The organism is Candidatus Binatota bacterium (genome assembly GCA_012960245.1).
Lineage (GTDB): Bacteria > Desulfobacterota > Binatia > UBA1149 > UBA1149 > UBA1149.
Genome location: DUBO01000042.1, coordinates 22,922 through 37,336 on the forward strand (window position 1 = coordinate 22,922; position 14,415 = coordinate 37,336).

Annotated in this window: 16 protein-coding genes; 12 read left to right on the forward strand and 4 right to left on the reverse strand. The window is 63.1% G+C overall.

What is annotated here, in order from left to right:
- Positions 1-26 precede the first annotated feature (26 nt).
- Positions 27-1,346, reverse strand: a complete 1,320-nt coding sequence (locus EYQ35_06995) for a DUF1329 domain-containing protein (protein ID HIF63879.1) — start codon at positions 1,344-1,346, stop codon at positions 27-29.
- Positions 1,347-1,435: 89 nt separating this feature from the next.
- Between EYQ35_06995 and dnaX the strand changes: the two genes are divergently transcribed.
- The 9 genes from dnaX (at position 1,436) to EYQ35_07040 (ending at position 8,536) form a co-directional block, all read left to right on the forward strand.
- Positions 1,436-3,268, forward strand: a complete 1,833-nt coding sequence (dnaX, locus tag EYQ35_07000) for a DNA polymerase III subunit gamma/tau (protein HIF63880.1) — start codon at positions 1,436-1,438, stop codon at positions 3,266-3,268.
- Positions 3,269-3,302: 34 nt separating this feature from the next.
- Entirely contained in the window at positions 3,303-3,638 is a 336-nt protein-coding gene (locus EYQ35_07005; protein HIF63881.1) for a YbaB/EbfC family nucleoid-associated protein, read from the forward strand.
- Between the two features lie 10 nt (positions 3,639-3,648).
- The gene (recR, locus tag EYQ35_07010; protein ID HIF63882.1) at positions 3,649-4,245 is read left to right on the forward strand and encodes a recombination protein RecR; all 597 of its coding nucleotides are present in this window, start codon (positions 3,649-3,651) and stop codon (positions 4,243-4,245) included.
- Positions 4,246-4,316: 71 nt separating this feature from the next.
- Entirely contained in the window at positions 4,317-4,766 is a 450-nt protein-coding gene (locus tag EYQ35_07015) for a transcriptional repressor (GenBank protein HIF63883.1), read from the forward strand.
- Positions 4,767-4,833: 67 nt separating this feature from the next.
- Positions 4,834-5,253, forward strand: a complete 420-nt coding sequence (locus tag EYQ35_07020; GenBank protein ID HIF63884.1) for a rubrerythrin — start codon at positions 4,834-4,836, stop codon at positions 5,251-5,253.
- A gap of 62 nt (positions 5,254-5,315) precedes the next feature.
- Positions 5,316-6,677, forward strand: coding sequence for a hypothetical protein (locus tag EYQ35_07025; protein HIF63885.1), 1,362 nt, complete (start codon positions 5,316-5,318; stop codon positions 6,675-6,677).
- Entirely contained in the window at positions 6,674-7,237 is a 564-nt protein-coding gene (locus EYQ35_07030; protein ID HIF63886.1) for a DUF3501 family protein, read from the forward strand. Before EYQ35_07025 ends, EYQ35_07030 begins: the two co-directional genes overlap by 4 nt.
- A gap of 22 nt (positions 7,238-7,259) precedes the next feature.
- Positions 7,260-8,075, forward strand: coding sequence for an SDR family oxidoreductase (locus tag EYQ35_07035; GenBank protein ID HIF63887.1), 816 nt, complete (start codon positions 7,260-7,262; stop codon positions 8,073-8,075).
- The gene (locus tag EYQ35_07040; protein ID HIF63888.1) at positions 8,072-8,536 is read left to right on the forward strand and encodes a nuclear transport factor 2 family protein; all 465 of its coding nucleotides are present in this window, start codon (positions 8,072-8,074) and stop codon (positions 8,534-8,536) included. Before EYQ35_07035 ends, EYQ35_07040 begins: the two co-directional genes overlap by 4 nt.
- A 23-nt stretch (positions 8,537-8,559) precedes the next feature.
- Here the strand turns inward: EYQ35_07040 and EYQ35_07045 are convergent, their stop codons facing one another.
- Positions 8,560-9,438, reverse strand: a complete 879-nt coding sequence (locus tag EYQ35_07045) for a TIGR03619 family F420-dependent LLM class oxidoreductase (GenBank protein ID HIF63889.1) — start codon at positions 9,436-9,438, stop codon at positions 8,560-8,562.
- Here EYQ35_07045 and EYQ35_07050 point away from each other — a divergent pair.
- Positions 9,413-11,302: an MBL fold metallo-hydrolase gene (locus tag EYQ35_07050; protein HIF63890.1), complete on the forward strand. Its 1,890-nt coding sequence runs from the start codon at positions 9,413-9,415 to the stop codon at positions 11,300-11,302. The genes EYQ35_07045 and EYQ35_07050 overlap by 26 nt on opposite strands.
- Positions 11,303-11,320: 18 nt before the next feature.
- On the opposite strand, the gene EYQ35_07055 is transcribed toward EYQ35_07050, so the two are convergent.
- On the reverse strand, positions 11,321-11,755 hold the full coding sequence (locus EYQ35_07055) for a D-tyrosyl-tRNA(Tyr) deacylase (protein ID HIF63891.1): 435 nt from the start codon (positions 11,753-11,755) through the stop codon (positions 11,321-11,323).
- 102 nt (positions 11,756-11,857) lie between these two features.
- On the opposite strand from EYQ35_07055, the gene EYQ35_07060 reads away from it, so the two are divergent.
- The gene (locus tag EYQ35_07060) at positions 11,858-12,661 is read left to right on the forward strand and encodes an enoyl-CoA hydratase (protein ID HIF63892.1); all 804 of its coding nucleotides are present in this window, start codon (positions 11,858-11,860) and stop codon (positions 12,659-12,661) included.
- Between the two features lie 63 nt (positions 12,662-12,724).
- Here EYQ35_07060 and EYQ35_07065 read toward each other — a convergent pair whose 3' ends face one another.
- Positions 12,725-13,768: a TIGR03617 family F420-dependent LLM class oxidoreductase gene (locus tag EYQ35_07065; GenBank protein HIF63893.1), complete on the reverse strand. Its 1,044-nt coding sequence runs from the start codon at positions 13,766-13,768 to the stop codon at positions 12,725-12,727.
- Between the two features lie 150 nt (positions 13,769-13,918).
- On the opposite strand from EYQ35_07065, the gene EYQ35_07070 reads away from it, so the two are divergent.
- Entirely contained in the window at positions 13,919-14,404 is a 486-nt protein-coding gene (locus EYQ35_07070) for a YajQ family cyclic di-GMP-binding protein (GenBank protein HIF63894.1), read from the forward strand.
- Positions 14,405-14,415: the final 11 nt, after the last annotated feature.

The window sequence follows — 14,415 nt, forward strand, 5'->3', positions numbered from 1 at the left end:
CATTGCCGGGTTGTCGGTCAGCCGGTTCAGCGGCTGGCCGAGAGCAGTCCGGGAATGGAAAACCAGTCTTCGGCGGCGGCCGTGTCTACGTCGGGGCCGAGGTCGAGGTACCAGGCCGCCTCGTCCTGAAAGGCCAGCCCGGGTATTGCGACCCTCGTGCCGTGCATGAGCTGGGTGTCTATGACCGAGTAAGCGTAGGCAAACATTCGTGTCTCGTCGTACTCGAAATCAACCTGTGGGTTGGGGCGCTTCGAAGAGCGAAAACTGAGCATGACCGTTTTCCACAACTCTTCGCCCTGGTCGTAGAGATCCGACACGCTGACCACGTTGGTTTCCTTGTCCAGGAAGATAACTCGCTTGCTGAACGCGTAGGTCGGCGACTTTGATATCCCCTCGATGATGTAGACCTCGGGGCGCATCTCCCACTTTTCGCAGAAGGTCATGCCGCCGTCGCCCTCGCAGGGTTCGGGGGGTAGGCGCTCGCCGTGTAGCGACAGGTACATGGGCTTGACGCCCAGCAGTCTCCACTCGAACCAGGGAATCTGGCCGGCGTAGCCGCCGAAGCTGTCCACGTCGATGTCCTGGCCGAACATGGCATCACTGCGCTGGGCGGTAGACATGCGGCGCACCCGCCGCGCGAACGGGATATAGAGCCACGTGTCGTCGTGGCGGCTCTGGTCCTGGTACCTGAAACTCACTCCACCGACGCCCCTGAGGTCAAAGGGTTCTATGAGCGGGTAAAGGCCGGCCTTGTAGAACACGCTGTCCTTGTTGGGCAGCAGCAGGGGCTTGGGTTCGTGTACCAGCCTGCCCTCGAAGCGCATCACCCGCAGCCACTCGGGCACGAAGTGCCGCTCCACGTTGTAGTGGTTCTTTCCCTTCGAGTCGGTGTAGAGGGAGCCGGTGTCGGCATCCATGTAGTTAAGATCCAGCGATTCCGAGAAGTAGATGCTGCGCTCGAAGTTGTACATCACCTTCATGGCGGCGCGTGGGTCGTTGGGATCAACGTCCGGAAAAGGCTTACCCGCGACCCAGTTGTGAACGAGGTTATCGTCCTTCAGTTGGACCTGGCTGGAGTATTTCTCGGTGGCCTCGGAGTAGATGGCCGGCGGCGGAATGTACTTGTAGGCCACGATGTCCATGGTCATGCCTTGTTCTACGCACCAGCGTACGCCCGGCGTGATGTAGTCGGCCACCTCGTGCACGTTGCTTTCCTTGATGGTTTCTCCCGGCTGGAGGATACCGGCCTGGGCGCCGGTAGCGGTCAGAAGCAGGGCCAGCAGTACGGGAAGCACAACCGTAAAAACCGCCGTGACGGGGGCGGCATGGGGTGGAGGGTGATTCATGTGGGCGATATTGTACTGTTTGTCGATGCAGCGCAAAGGGGTATCGCGGCTGGGGGGGGGAGGGCTTTCGTTGCCCGTCGGGGCGAACAATGATAGCTGCTTCGAGGCTGGATCGGTGCCGCGCCGCGGGTGACGCGGGGCAGCCGGTTTCAGCGATAGAGAACAGGGATATGGCTTACCAGGTACTTGCAAGAAGATGGCGGCCCAGGACCTTTGCCGAGGTCGTTGGCCAGCCGCACGTTACCCGTACCCTGGGTGCGGCCCTTGAGCGCGACCGAGTGGGACACGCGTTTCTGTTCACGGGTGTGCGTGGCGTGGGTAAGACCACGGTGGCCCGCTTGCTGGCGAGGGCTCTCAACTGTTCCGAACGCAAGGGAGCCGAGCCCTGTAACCAGTGCCCGCCATGTACCCAGGCGCTGGCCGACGCGTCGGTCGACGTCCTCGAGATCGACGGCGCATCCAATAACAGCGTGGACGACGTTCGCGCCATCATCGAGGCGTCGGCCTACCGGCCGGCGGGTTCGCGCTACCGCGTTTACATAATCGACGAGGTACACCAGCTCTCCAAGGGTGCTTTTAACGCATTGCTCAAGCTACTCGAGGAGCCGCCGGATCATGTGCGCTTCATCATGGCCACCACCGAGATCCAGAAGATGCCGGCCACCGTATTATCGCGCTGCCAGCGCTACGACTTCCGGCGCATATCGATGACCGACATGGTAGGGCATCTTGTGCACGTGGCCGAGGTCGACAAACTTGGTGTCGGTCTTGACGCCATTGAGCTCTTGAGCCGCGAGGCCGACGGCAGCATGCGCGATGCCCAGTCGCTGCTGGAACAGGTGGTCGCGTCGGGTGAAGAAAAAATGGACGCGGCCTTCGTGTCTGATTTTCTCGGCATAGCGGGGCGCGACTCGGTGGCCGCAGTTGTCGAAGGCATACTCGACGCTGACTGTGCCCGGATGGTAGAGTTGGCGGCACTTTGCCGCGATCGCGGCTACGATACTTCGAACCTGCTGCTGCGGGTCATGGAGCTGCTGCGCTACGTGACCATAGCGGCCTCGGCCGGTGTCGAGGCCGTGCCCCGCGGAGCCGGCGACGACTATCGACAGCTGGCCGAACGCCTTGCCGACCGGCGCAGCACGCTCGACCTTCACCGCGTGTTCCAGTGCCTGCTCAAGACCGCCTCGCAGTTGCGGGGCTCGGAATCTCCCGAGCTGGTGCTGGAGATGGGCCTGCTGCAGGTGGCCTCGCTCGAGCCGGTGGCCATGGCCGCAGAGCTGCTCGAAAGTCTGCGCGATGGGGCCGAAATCCCGCGGCCTGCAGCCCAGGTTAAGCCGCAAAGCTCGAAGGCTAAAGCTGAACCTCGGAAGGCTGCCCCGTCGAAAGCCACCACTCCAATGGCTGTCAGTCCGAAAGATCCTGCCCCCGTAGATGCGGCGCCCCCACTGGGAACGCCGGTCGCGGAGGAGGCAGCAGGGCAGACGGCGCCCGGGCTAGAGAGCGCCGCGACAGCCGCTGAAGGCAGTCACGGCGAGCGCTGGGAAGGCTTCCTGGCCTCGGTGCAGAACAAGGCAGGCATTGATCTCTACGTGTTGCTCACCAACTGCGAGGTATTGCAGCTCGACACCCACAAGCTCAGCATCAAGCCGCAGCTGTCTGGCCACCTGCGCCGGTTGGAAGAAAAAGAACTCAGGGGCCGGGTCCTCGAGCTGGCCCGGGGACACTTCGGCGCCGAGTTGGAGCTCGAAGTACTGGGCCTCAACAACGAGAGTGTTGCCGATTCCTTTTCTGTCAAGACGCTCGAAGCAGGGCGCGACAGCGAGACCGAGGCGCGAGCCCGCGAGGATCCGTTGGTCAAGGCTGCCCAGGAAATATTGCAGGGGCGCATCGAAAAAGTTACGCGGCTGGATCAGTCAGATTGATGTCAGCCCCCGATACCAGGAGAACCTGATCACTATGGCAGAACTCGGAATGCTCGACATGATGAAGCAGGCGCGGAACCTGCAGAAAGAAATGGGTCGCATGCAGGAGCGTGCCGAAAAACAGCGCGCCACTGCCGATGCCGGCGGGGGCATGGTTACGGTGACGGTGAACGGCCGCATGCAACTGCTCGAGCTGAAGATCGAAGACGCGCTGGCGGGTTCGGGCGACGCTCGCATGATGGAGGACCTGGTGCTGGCGGCCGTGAACGAGGCGCTGCGCAAGGTGCAGGCAGCGTTAGCCGAAGAGATGCAGAAAGTAACCGGCGGGCTTAACATTCCCGGCCTCAATATTCCCGGACTCAAGGGCTGAGGCGCGCGGCTTGGCCTATACTCCAGCCCTCGAACGCCTGGTCAAGTTGCTCGCGCGCCTGCCCGGCATAGGCGAGAAGACCGCCTCGCGCCTGGCTTTCTTCGTGCTTGCTGCCGACAATGGCTACGCGGCTGATCTTTCTGACGCCATAGCGCGGGTAAAGAGCGACACGCGTTTCTGCTCCCTGTGCTTCGGGCTGACAGAGGATGACCCCTGCTCAATATGCAGCAGCCCCGAGAGGAGGCACGACCTGGTCTGCGTGGTCGAGGAGCCGTCGGACCTGCTGGCGATTGAGCGCAGTCACGGTTTTGACGGACTTTACCACGTGCTGCAGGGGTCGATTTCGCCTCTCGATGGCCGTGGCCCCGAGCAGTTGCGCATTCGCGAACTCGTGGTCCGGCTGGACGGCGACGGGGTAACTGAACTCGTGGTTGCAACCAATCCCACGGTGGAGGGCGAGGCCACGGCCGTGTACCTGGCCCGCCTGGTAAAGCCGATGGGCATAACGGTGAGCCGCATCGCCCACGGCATACCGGTGGGCGGCAACCTGGAGTACACCGACAACGTGACCGTCAGCCGCGCGCTCGAAGGCCGCCGCGAAATGTAGCTTGGCGCCTGGTTCTCGCGTCCACCCCGCTTGACAGTCTTGTCCCGCTCCAATAATCATTCGCAAAGTCAATGAAAGGTCAACAAGCAACAGGTTTTGCTGCTCCTCAGCTTAATGTGGCCGAAGTTTTTCTGGCCGCCGAATTATCGCCAACCGTGCAGCGCCGGGTCCTCTACTGCGAGCTACGCGAGCGATCGGACCATCCCGACGCTGACGCCTTGTTCGACGCCGTCAAGCAACGGCTTCCCGACGTCTCGCTGGCGACGGTATACCGCAACCTGCGTTCGTTCGTGAATGCGGGCATGGCCACCGAGCTGAAGGTCGAAGGGAGCAGCTCCCGGTGGGACGGTAATACGGAGCGCCATCATCACCTTCTCTGCAGTGCGTGTGGCAACGTCAGTGACTTTTTCAGCGAGGAACTCGACCAGCTTGGTAATTCGCTCGAGCTGGATTCAGGCTTCGAGGTGCAGGGCCTGGATGTTCGCGTAACCGGCCTGTGCGGCGATTGCCGGGCGCCTTAGAGCTGCTGGAACCCAGAGAACCAGAAACACGAAACTTAGAAACGAAGGAGCAAAGGAGAGCAACAAGATGGCAGATTTGAAAGGAACGGGAACACTGGACAACCTCAAGGCGGCTTTTGCCGGTGAGTCGCAGGCAAACAGGCGGTATCTCTACTTCGCCAAGCAGGCCGACGTGGAGGGCTACCCCGTGATCGCGGGAAACTTTCGCGAGACTGCCGAGGGTGAGACCGGCCACGCGCACGGACACCTCGACTACATCAAGACCGTCGGCGACCCGGCCACCGACCTTCCCATAGGCGACACGGCCAGCATGCTGGCCGCTGCCGTGGCAGGCGAGACCCACGAGTACACCGACATGTACCCGGGCATGGCCAAGACGGCGCGCGAAGAGGGCTTCGACGAGATAGCCGACTGGTTCGAGACCCTGGCCAAGGCCGAGAAGTCCCACGCCGGACGCTTCCAGGCCCTGCTTGACGAAGTAGGCTGACACGGCCGAATCGGCCCGCCGCCAAGGGGTGGCGGGTCGATTCGGCCTGCAGGCTCAACGCGATGAGTGGTGGTCGAACGATTTCCTACCAGCCCACGGTCGGCCTGAGCTACGATCCCAGCGAAGCGCTCTACTGGGACAGTGAAGCGCTGAAGGGCGAGGTAGACAGGGTTTTTGACGTCTGTTCGGGCTGTCGCATGTGCTTCAAGTACTGCGATTCTTTTCCGTTGCTGTTCAAGGAGATCGACGAGGCCTGCGACGGCGATGTGTCGCTGGTTTCGCCAGAGGTCACCGAGCAGGTGATGGACTCCTGCTTCCAGTGCAAGCTCTGCGAAGTCCAGTGTCCATACACGCCTCGCGACGATCACGAGTTCAAGCTGGATTTTCCGCGCCTGGTGCATCGATGGAAGGCGCAGCGCGCGCGCAGGAGAAAGGCCAGCCTCGGAGAGCGGGTGCTTGCCAATCCTGACCGCCTTGGCGCCCTGGCAAGAGCGAGCGGCGGCATGGCCAACGTCTTGAACCGATCGCGTCTTCACCGCTTGTTCATGGAAAAGGTGCTTGGCGTGCACCGCGAAAAGTTGCTCCCGGATTTTGCACGCAGCACTTTCGAGAAGTGGGCCCGCCGCGACGGCCTGTGCAACAATACCGACGCGCCGGAAGCCGTGCTCTTCCAGACCTGCTTTGTGCAACACAATTCGCCCGAGCTGGGGCGAGACGCTATCGAGGTACTGCAGCGCAACGGCGTGCAAGTCGTCTGCGCCCAAGGGTTTCGTTGCTGTGGAATGCCGGCTTGGGAAAGCGGCGACCTCGACACCTTGCGGGCCAACGCCCGTGTAAACCTTGACCTGCTCGATCCCTTCGTTGAGCTCGGGGCCAGGGTGCTGGCCATCAACCCTACCTGCTCGATGATGATGCGCCGAGAGTGGCCCGAATTGCTCGAGGGAGAAGATCGCGAGAGAGCACAGCGCCTCGCGCCCCTGGTAGCCGACGTGAGCGAGTACCTGTGGAGCCTGCGCGACGAAGCTCGCTTCAATACCGATTTTCTCAGCAGCCCCGGCGACAAGGTGGCCTACCACGCGCCCTGTCACCTGCGCGCCCAGGCCGTGGGGTTTCCCGGGCGTGACCTGCTGCGGGGTATTCCCGGCGTAAAGCCGGCAATGACCATGGAGTGCTGCGGCCACGACGGCACCTGGTCGATGACCGTGCGCGGCTTCGAGGCCTCGGCCCGCGTGGGCAAGAAGGCCTTCGATGGCATGCAGTCGGCCGACAGCGAAGTGTGGGCCACTGACTGTCCGCTGGCCGCTATACAGTTTGAGCAACACGCCGGCCGTCGCGCCATGCATCCGCTGACCGTGCTGGCGCGGGCCTACAGGCAGGACGGATTCGAAAAACGATTGCGTGAAGCGGAGGACGAGAGCCCATGAGGCGTGTAGAGCGTGATGAAATAATCGACTACGTCAGTTACCAGGAGCAGCGTGATCCCATACGGACGAGGGTGATGGCGCTCAAGAAGGTCAGGCGCGTGCATGTGGGTGAGTATCTCACCTTCTTGTTCGAGAACCACGACACGGTGCTTTACCAGGTGCAGGAAATGATGCGGGTGGAGTGCATCGTACGCGAGGTCGATATCGAGCACGAGATGATGACTTACAATGAGCTGCTGGGCGGGGAGGGTGAACTCGGCTGCACACTCCTGGTTGAAATCGACGACGCAGAAATCCGTGCCGAGCTGTTGTCACGCTGGCAGGATCTTCCCGACCACGTGTACGTGGAGACCGCCGACGGCAGAAAGCTGGGCCCGGTCATAGACGAGCGGCAACGCGACGACCGCAGACTGTCGACCGTGCAGTACCTCAAGTTTGCCCTGGGCCGCTCGGTCCCGGTGGCCGTTGGTGTTGGCTACCCCGCTGGCGGTATAACCGCGCGCAGCGAGCTGACAGAGGACCAGGCACAGGCCCTGTTGACTGACCTCGGAGACAGCTGAAGTACCTACCCAGGGGGAATCAATGGCGAGACTTGAAGGAAAGACAGCGCTGGTAACCGGTGCAGCCTCTGGCATAGGCGCGGCCACGGCCTTGGCGTTTGCCCGCGAGGGCGCGCGCGTAGCGGGCCTGGACCTGGCCCAGCCCGATGCGCAGGCCTGGACCGAGGTCGAGGTAGCTGCTTCGGCCGGGGCTGCGCGATTTGAAATTGCCGACGTGACCGATCCCGACGCGGTGTCGGCAGCCGTTGCCCGCGTGGCCGACGACTTCGGGTCCATAGACGTGCTGGTAAACGCCGCCGGGGTCGGCGGCGGCGGTGCGGTTCACGATCTCGCTATAGAGGAGTGGGACCGTATCATTGACGTCAACCTCAAGGGCACCTTTCTAGTAAACAGGGCCGTCCTGCCGCACATGATGGAGCGCCGTTCGGGCAGTGTGATAAACATCGCGAGCATCGAGGGACTGGAGGGCACCGAGGGTGGCAGCGCCTACAACGCGAGCAAGGGGGGCGTGGTATTGCTCACCAAGAACATGGCCATGGACTACGGCCGGATGGGTATACGGGTGAACGCAATCTGCCCGGGCTTTGTTCGCACGCCCTTGACGGCACTGCTGTTTGAGCAGGGCATGGAAGAATACCTCGACTCCTTTATCGAGCATCACCAGCTTGGCCGCATTGGGGAGCCCCACGAGATAGCCGCCGGGGCGCTGTTCCTGGCGAGCGAAGACGCGTCGTTCGTGAGCGGTCACTCGCTGGTGATAGACGGCGGCATGACGGCCGGCCACAGCGTGGGCTTTCGGAGCATGATGGGGCTGGAACCCGACGGCGAGGATGCGTGACGGTGGCAAAGCTCGACGACATCGAAGAGATACGCCAGCTCAAGTACCGCTATTTTCGTTGCCTGGACAGCAAGGATTGGGACGGGTTGGCCGACTGCCTGGCCCAGGACTGCAGCGCGGCTTACGACAGCGGCAAGTACTCCTACCAGGGCCGCGACGCGATAATGGAGTTTCTGAGCGGCTCGTTGGGTAGCAGCGAGATCGTGAGCCTGCACCACGGCCACCATCCCGAAATTGAGCTGACCGGCAGCGACAGCGCGCGCGGCACCTGGTATCTCGAGGATTACCTGGTCTTCGTGGAGGCCGACGCGCGCTTGCGCGGCGCGGCTTTTTACCACGACGAGTATCGCCGGGTTGACGGCTCCTGGAAGATCAGCCGCACCGGCTACGTGCGCACTTTTGAAGAAAGCAACGACGGCTCGGGCTGGAAGCTCAACAGTTACGGCGACCAGCTGAAGTAGCCTGTCGGCTGAAAGGCCGGCTGTCAGTCGCTGTTAACCGGCTGTATCACTTCGCGGGCGTAACGCTCGAAGGCCGACAGCTTGGCGTCGAGCGGGACCTGTTCGCGGCCTTCGTACAGCACCCAGGGCATGGTGAGTATGCCGGTGACTCCTTTTTTGCCCAGCTCACTTATGGCTGCCGGTTCAAAGGCATCGATGGGCGACACCCAGGACTCAAAAGGGGAGTCGGCCTTGCCCAGCTCACGCCGCCGTTGCTCGATCCAATCGAGCGAGGCGAGAATCTCTTCGCTGCTCTGCCGTTCGGAAATCCAACCGTCGTTTTCGGCCGCGCGTTTCAGGGCCCGCTGCGAAGTGCCGCCCACCAGGATTCTCGGCGCCGCGGGAGGCTTCGGCTGCATGGTGATCTCGGGAAAGTCGTAGAATTCGCCGTGGTGTTGCTGCCAGCCCCCGGTCGAAAGTTTGCGGATGACGGCTATGGCTTCGTCGGCGCGCCGACCGCGCGCGGCAAACTGCTGGTCGGCCAGCTCGAACTCCTCGCGCATCCAACCCATGCCCACGCCCAGGGCCACGCGGTCGCGGCTCATTACCGACAGCGTGGAGAGTTGTTTTGCCACGTGTACGGGGTGGCGGGCAGGCAGGACGTAAATGTTGGTAAAGAATTCGAGGGTCTCGGTGGCGGCGGCCATCATGGCGATGGCCACCAGCGGGTCGGGCCAGGGGGTTGTCTCTTGGTCCCACCAGGGCAGCCCGTCATCGGTGTAGGGATACTTGGATTCAAGCTGCCGCGGAAAGGCCAGGTGGTCGGACACAGCCACGGCGGCAAAACCGTGACCTTCGGCAGCCCGCGCAAGTTCGACGAAGTGCAGGGGGTCGTTCATGGCGGTGGCGCAGGCAAACTTCATGGTGGTGTTTCACTTACAAGTTGCCGTCGACAGTGACAACAGACAAAGTGTTCCGTCACGCGCCGGCGAAGCCGGCCGGGCGAAGGGGGAACTCGACTTGAGACTCAACTACAAGACCATGCCAGCGCTGGTGCCAGCGCTGATGCCAGCGCTGATGATGACACTGCTGCTGTCCTCCTTCGCGTGCGGCCGAGCCGACGACAGCACTGACGGCCCGCGCCTGGTGGCCAGCCCCGAGGGTCTCGCGCAGCACAGCGCCGAATTCGAGAAAAAGATCTACCGGGTCAATGAAAGCGTGCATGTGGCGGTGGGCTACGCGCTGGCCAACGCCATAATGATCGAAGGTGACGACGGCGTCATTATCGTTGACACCACCGAGAGCCTGGAGACCGGGCACGAGGTGCGGCAGGCGTTTCGCCGGCTGGTCGACAAGCCCGTCGCTGCCATCATATATACCCACAACCACAGCGACCACGTGCTGGGGGCGCGCGCCTTCGTGGACGATCCCGACAACCCGCCGGCGGTATACGCGCACAGCAGCACCGAGGCTCATATAAACCGCATCATCAACGTGGTGAGGCCGGCCATCGTGCACCGCAGCATGCAGATGTTCGGAAACTACCTTCCCGAAGACCAGCAGGTGAACTGCGGCATAGGGCCGCGCCTGCACACCGGCCACGGTGGCGGCACCGCGGCCTTGATCAGGCCCACGCATACTTTTGACGACGAGCTCGACGTTGAGATTGCAGGCGTGCGCATCAGGCTCGTGCACGCACCCGGGGAGACGCCCGACCAGTTATTTGTGTGGCTGCCCGACAGCAGGACCCTGCTGCCCGGCGATAATTTCTACCGCGCGTTTCCCAACCTCTACACCATACGCGGCACCGGTTACCGCGATGTCATGGACTGGGTACGCAGCCTCGACGCCATGCGCCGTTACCAGCCCGAGTACCTCGTGCCCAGTCACACTCGGCCACTGGAGGGCGGGGCTCACATAGAAGAGCAACTCAGGGATTACCGCGACGCTATACAGTACGTTCATGACCAGTCGATACGCGGGATCAACAAGGGCCTGACACCCGGAGAACTCGTGGACTTCGTGAGCCTGCCTGTCCACCTCGCCGAGAACCCGTGGCTGCAGGAGTACTATGGCACCGTGGAGTGGTCGGTGCGGTCGGTGTTCGACGGCTACCTCGGCTGGTTTGACGGCAACACGGCCACGCTTTCTCCGGTGGCGCCCGACCGGCGCGCGCGTCTTATGGCCGAACTCGCTTCGGGCGAGCGCACGCTTGAGCAGGCGGCGCAGGAAGCCCTGGATGGGGGTGATGCGGCCTGGGCGGCCGAGCTGAGCGACCAGCTCGTGCGCCTCGAACCCGGCAACGAGGGTTTCAGGACACTCAAAGCCCGTGCCCTCGAAGCGCTGGCGGCGGGCCAGGTGAGCCCCAACGGAAGATATTTTTATCTCACCCAGGCCGGTTTTCTGCGCGGCGAGATCGTCCCCGACGAGGGGCCTGAGCTCAACCTGACCGACGAGATGTTCTACGGCTTTCCGCTCGCCGACATCATGAGCTCGATGGCTGTGCGCCTCGACGCTGACAAGGCGGCCGACGTGGACCGGGTGGTGGGCTTCGTGTTTCCCGACACCGAAGAGAAGTTCATGTTGCACGTCAGGCGCGGGGTCGTCGAGGTGCAGCCCTACTTTTTCGCAGAGCCGGAGGTCACGGTGACGGTCGCGTCGACGACGTGGAAAGACATCCTCGTTCGCCGTCGCAACCCGGTGGCCGCGTTTGCATCCGGCGACGTCAAGGTCGAAGGAGGCGCGTTGGACCTGGTGGGCTTCCTGGCGCTGTTTGACCGGGCCTGAAGGGGAGGCCAGTCGCTTTCAGAGGATGAGCGTGACCGGGCCCTGGTTGACCAGGCTCACGTCCATCATGGCGCCGAACACGCCCTCGGCCACGGTCAATCCGTGGCCGCGCAGCGCTTCGCAGAACTCGCGGTAGATCGGCTCGGCCTGTTCGGGTGGCGCAGCGGCGGTAAACGATGGCCGCCGCCCTGATTTTTTTTCGTTAGCGCAGAGGGTGAACTGGGAAATCGCCAGCACCTGGCCGTTGACCTGGGCGAGATCGAGGTTCATGCGGCCGTTCTCGTCGGCAAATACTCTCAGGCCGGCCACGCGGGTGGCCAGCGTCCGCGCCTGCTCGGCGGTGTCGGCGTGCTCTACGCCCAGGAGCACCACGAAGCCGGTATCGATGCTGCCCACGCAGCTCCCGTCTACCTCGACCCGCGCTTGGCTCACCCTCTGTATGACCGCCTTCATGCCGGCGGTAAAACTGCCCTGAACCGGCGCTGGGGTAAAGGGCAGCCGGGCGCAACAAGGCGTGGCGGTTACAAGCAGCGCGTCCTGTGTTAAAGAGAGCAGATGAAGCGAGTACTACTGGAAAAGCCCCGCGAGCACGTGAGCGTGGTCAGGTTCAACGAGCCCGACCGCATGAACCCGATGAATTTTGCAATGGTGGAGGACCTATACGGCGTCCTCGCCGAGGTTTCGGGGGACAACGACTGCAAGGTGGTCATACTCACCGGCGCCGGCGCGGGCTTCTGTTCGGGCATGGATCTCGACGACACGGGGCTGCCGCCTGGATCGGACGGCCTGCCGATGTCGCGCATTGCGACCCTGGCCATGGACTACATGGCGGGAATAGTGCCGGCGCTCAAGGGTATGCGGCAGCCGGTGATCGGCGCCATAAACGGCCCGGCCGTTGGCGGGGGGTTCTGCGTGGCGCTGGGCTGCGACATTCGCGTGGCTGCGACGTCGTCCTGTTTCAAGGGTGCGGGCATTATTAACGGGCTCACGGGTACCGAGCTGGGCATAAGCTGGCTGTTGCCGCGCATGGTGGGGTTGTCGAGGGCCAACGAGATACTGCTCACCGGCAGGAAGGTCAGTGCCGAGGAGGCCGAGCGCATCGGGCTGGTGAGCCGGGTGGTAGAAGACGGCGCGTTGATGGACAGCTGCCTCGACATGGCGGCGGCCATCTGCGAGCTGTCGACGCACGGCGTGGCCATGACCAAGAAAGTGCTGTGGTCTAATCTCGAGACCGCGAGTCTCGACGCGGCCATCGAAATGGAAAGTCGCAACCAGCTGTTGGTGCGCCTTACCACCAACAACCTGGCCGAGTTTCTCAAGGCCCGCAGCGAAGGTCGTAAACCCGTCTACGAGGACTGAGCGCGGGCGTACAGTAAGGGTGCGGGGACGGCTCGGGGTAGGTCTCGCGGCCGCCAGCAGCCTTCAGCCGGCCTGCAGCCCCGCCACCAGCTCGGCCAGGCCGCGGTCTGCTGCCTGCCCTTCATCGTTGCCGGGTGAATCGGCGGACAGTCGCAGGGTGATGCCGGTGGCGAGTCCTCGGTAGGCGTTCAGCAACAACGGCGCCAGCTCGTCGTGCGTTCCCGAGAAGACCAGCTCGTCCATCACCCGGTCGTTGAGGAGCTCGGCCATGTTCTGCCAGTCGCCTGCGCGCGTGGCCGCAAGCAGTTTTTCGCCCAGCTCCGACCAACCGTGCAACTCGAGGGTGGGCCAGTACTGGGGCGTGGAGAACAGGAAGCCCAGTAGCTGTTGCATCTGCTCTCGCTCGGCGGCCACGGCCGCGGCGTTGGCGCCGGTAGCGACAAAGCAACTCGCTATGACACCTGGTGTTGCCCGGTCGGCGTTTGCGGCAGCTCCCTCGTCCAGGGGTGGGCGCAGGCGTTCGCGCAGGCAAAGCGGCGATGAGTTGGTGGGGTGGGTGATGATGCCGTCGGCATGGCAACCCGCGACTCGCAGCATGCCGGGTTGTACGGCACCCAGGTAGACGGGGATGTCTGGCTGGGCTATCGGCCCTGGATTGAAAAACGGTTGCAGGCGATCAAGCGTGTAGGCGTCCGAGTGGTAGTCGAGTCGCTCGCCCGACTGGAAGGCCCGCCAGCAGGCACGCAGCGCGCCCAGGTAATCGGTCATGCGCGCCGCGGGCGCCGACCAGGGCATCCCGTAACGGCGGGTGATGTTGCCCTTGACCTGCGAGCCCAGGCCAAGCTCGAAGCGGCCGTCGGACATCGAGGCCAGGTCCCAGGCCGCGATGGCTGTGCTCATCGGGCTGCGCGTAAAGGCGAGGGCGACGCCGGTCATCACCTGCAGCCGTTCGGTAGCGCGCAGAGCCAGCGCCGCCAGTATGAAGCTGTCGTGTACCCCCTCGGCCACCACCAGCCCGTCAAAGCCGAGTTGCTCGGCCCGTAGCGCCAGGTTTTCAATACGGTCGGGGCCCAGCGCCACGTCGTCTACTGTCGCGTATACCTTCATGCCTGCAGCGCCGGGTTGATTAATTACTGCCCCGGCCGCCCGGTTCAAGGCCGCCCCGGGTTTACACCTTGTTGCCGAGCTGCCGGCCGGGCGAGGTCCTCCCCGGGGCCGGGGCTTCCGAAAAACCGGCACTCGCGCTATGAAGACTTCATGCCATCATTCGACATAGTATCGCAGACCGACATGCAGGAAGTAGACAACGCCGTTAACAGCGCCCAGCGCGAGATAAAACAGCGTTACGATTTCAAGGGCGGCAAGTGCTCGCTGGAATTGTCCGAGGAGGTCATCAAGGTAACAGCCGACGACGATTTCAAGCTCAAGCAGGTACACGAATTGCTGAGCTCCTGGCTCACCCGCCGCAAGGTCGACGCCCGCTCGCTCGATTACGGCAAGGCCGAGGAAGCATCGGGGGGCTCGCTCAGGCAGGAAATTACCGTCCGGCAGGGGATCGACCAGGACACTGCCAAGTCGATCAGCAAGAAGATCCGCGACGCCAAGCTGAAGGTACAGGCACAGATACAGGGCGATCAACTGCGCGTGAGCGGCAAGAAGCGAGATAACCTGCAGGAGGTCATCGAGCTGTGCAAGGACCTCAAGGTCGACCTGCCGCTGCAGTACGTCAATTTCCGCGACTGACTGACCGCTCT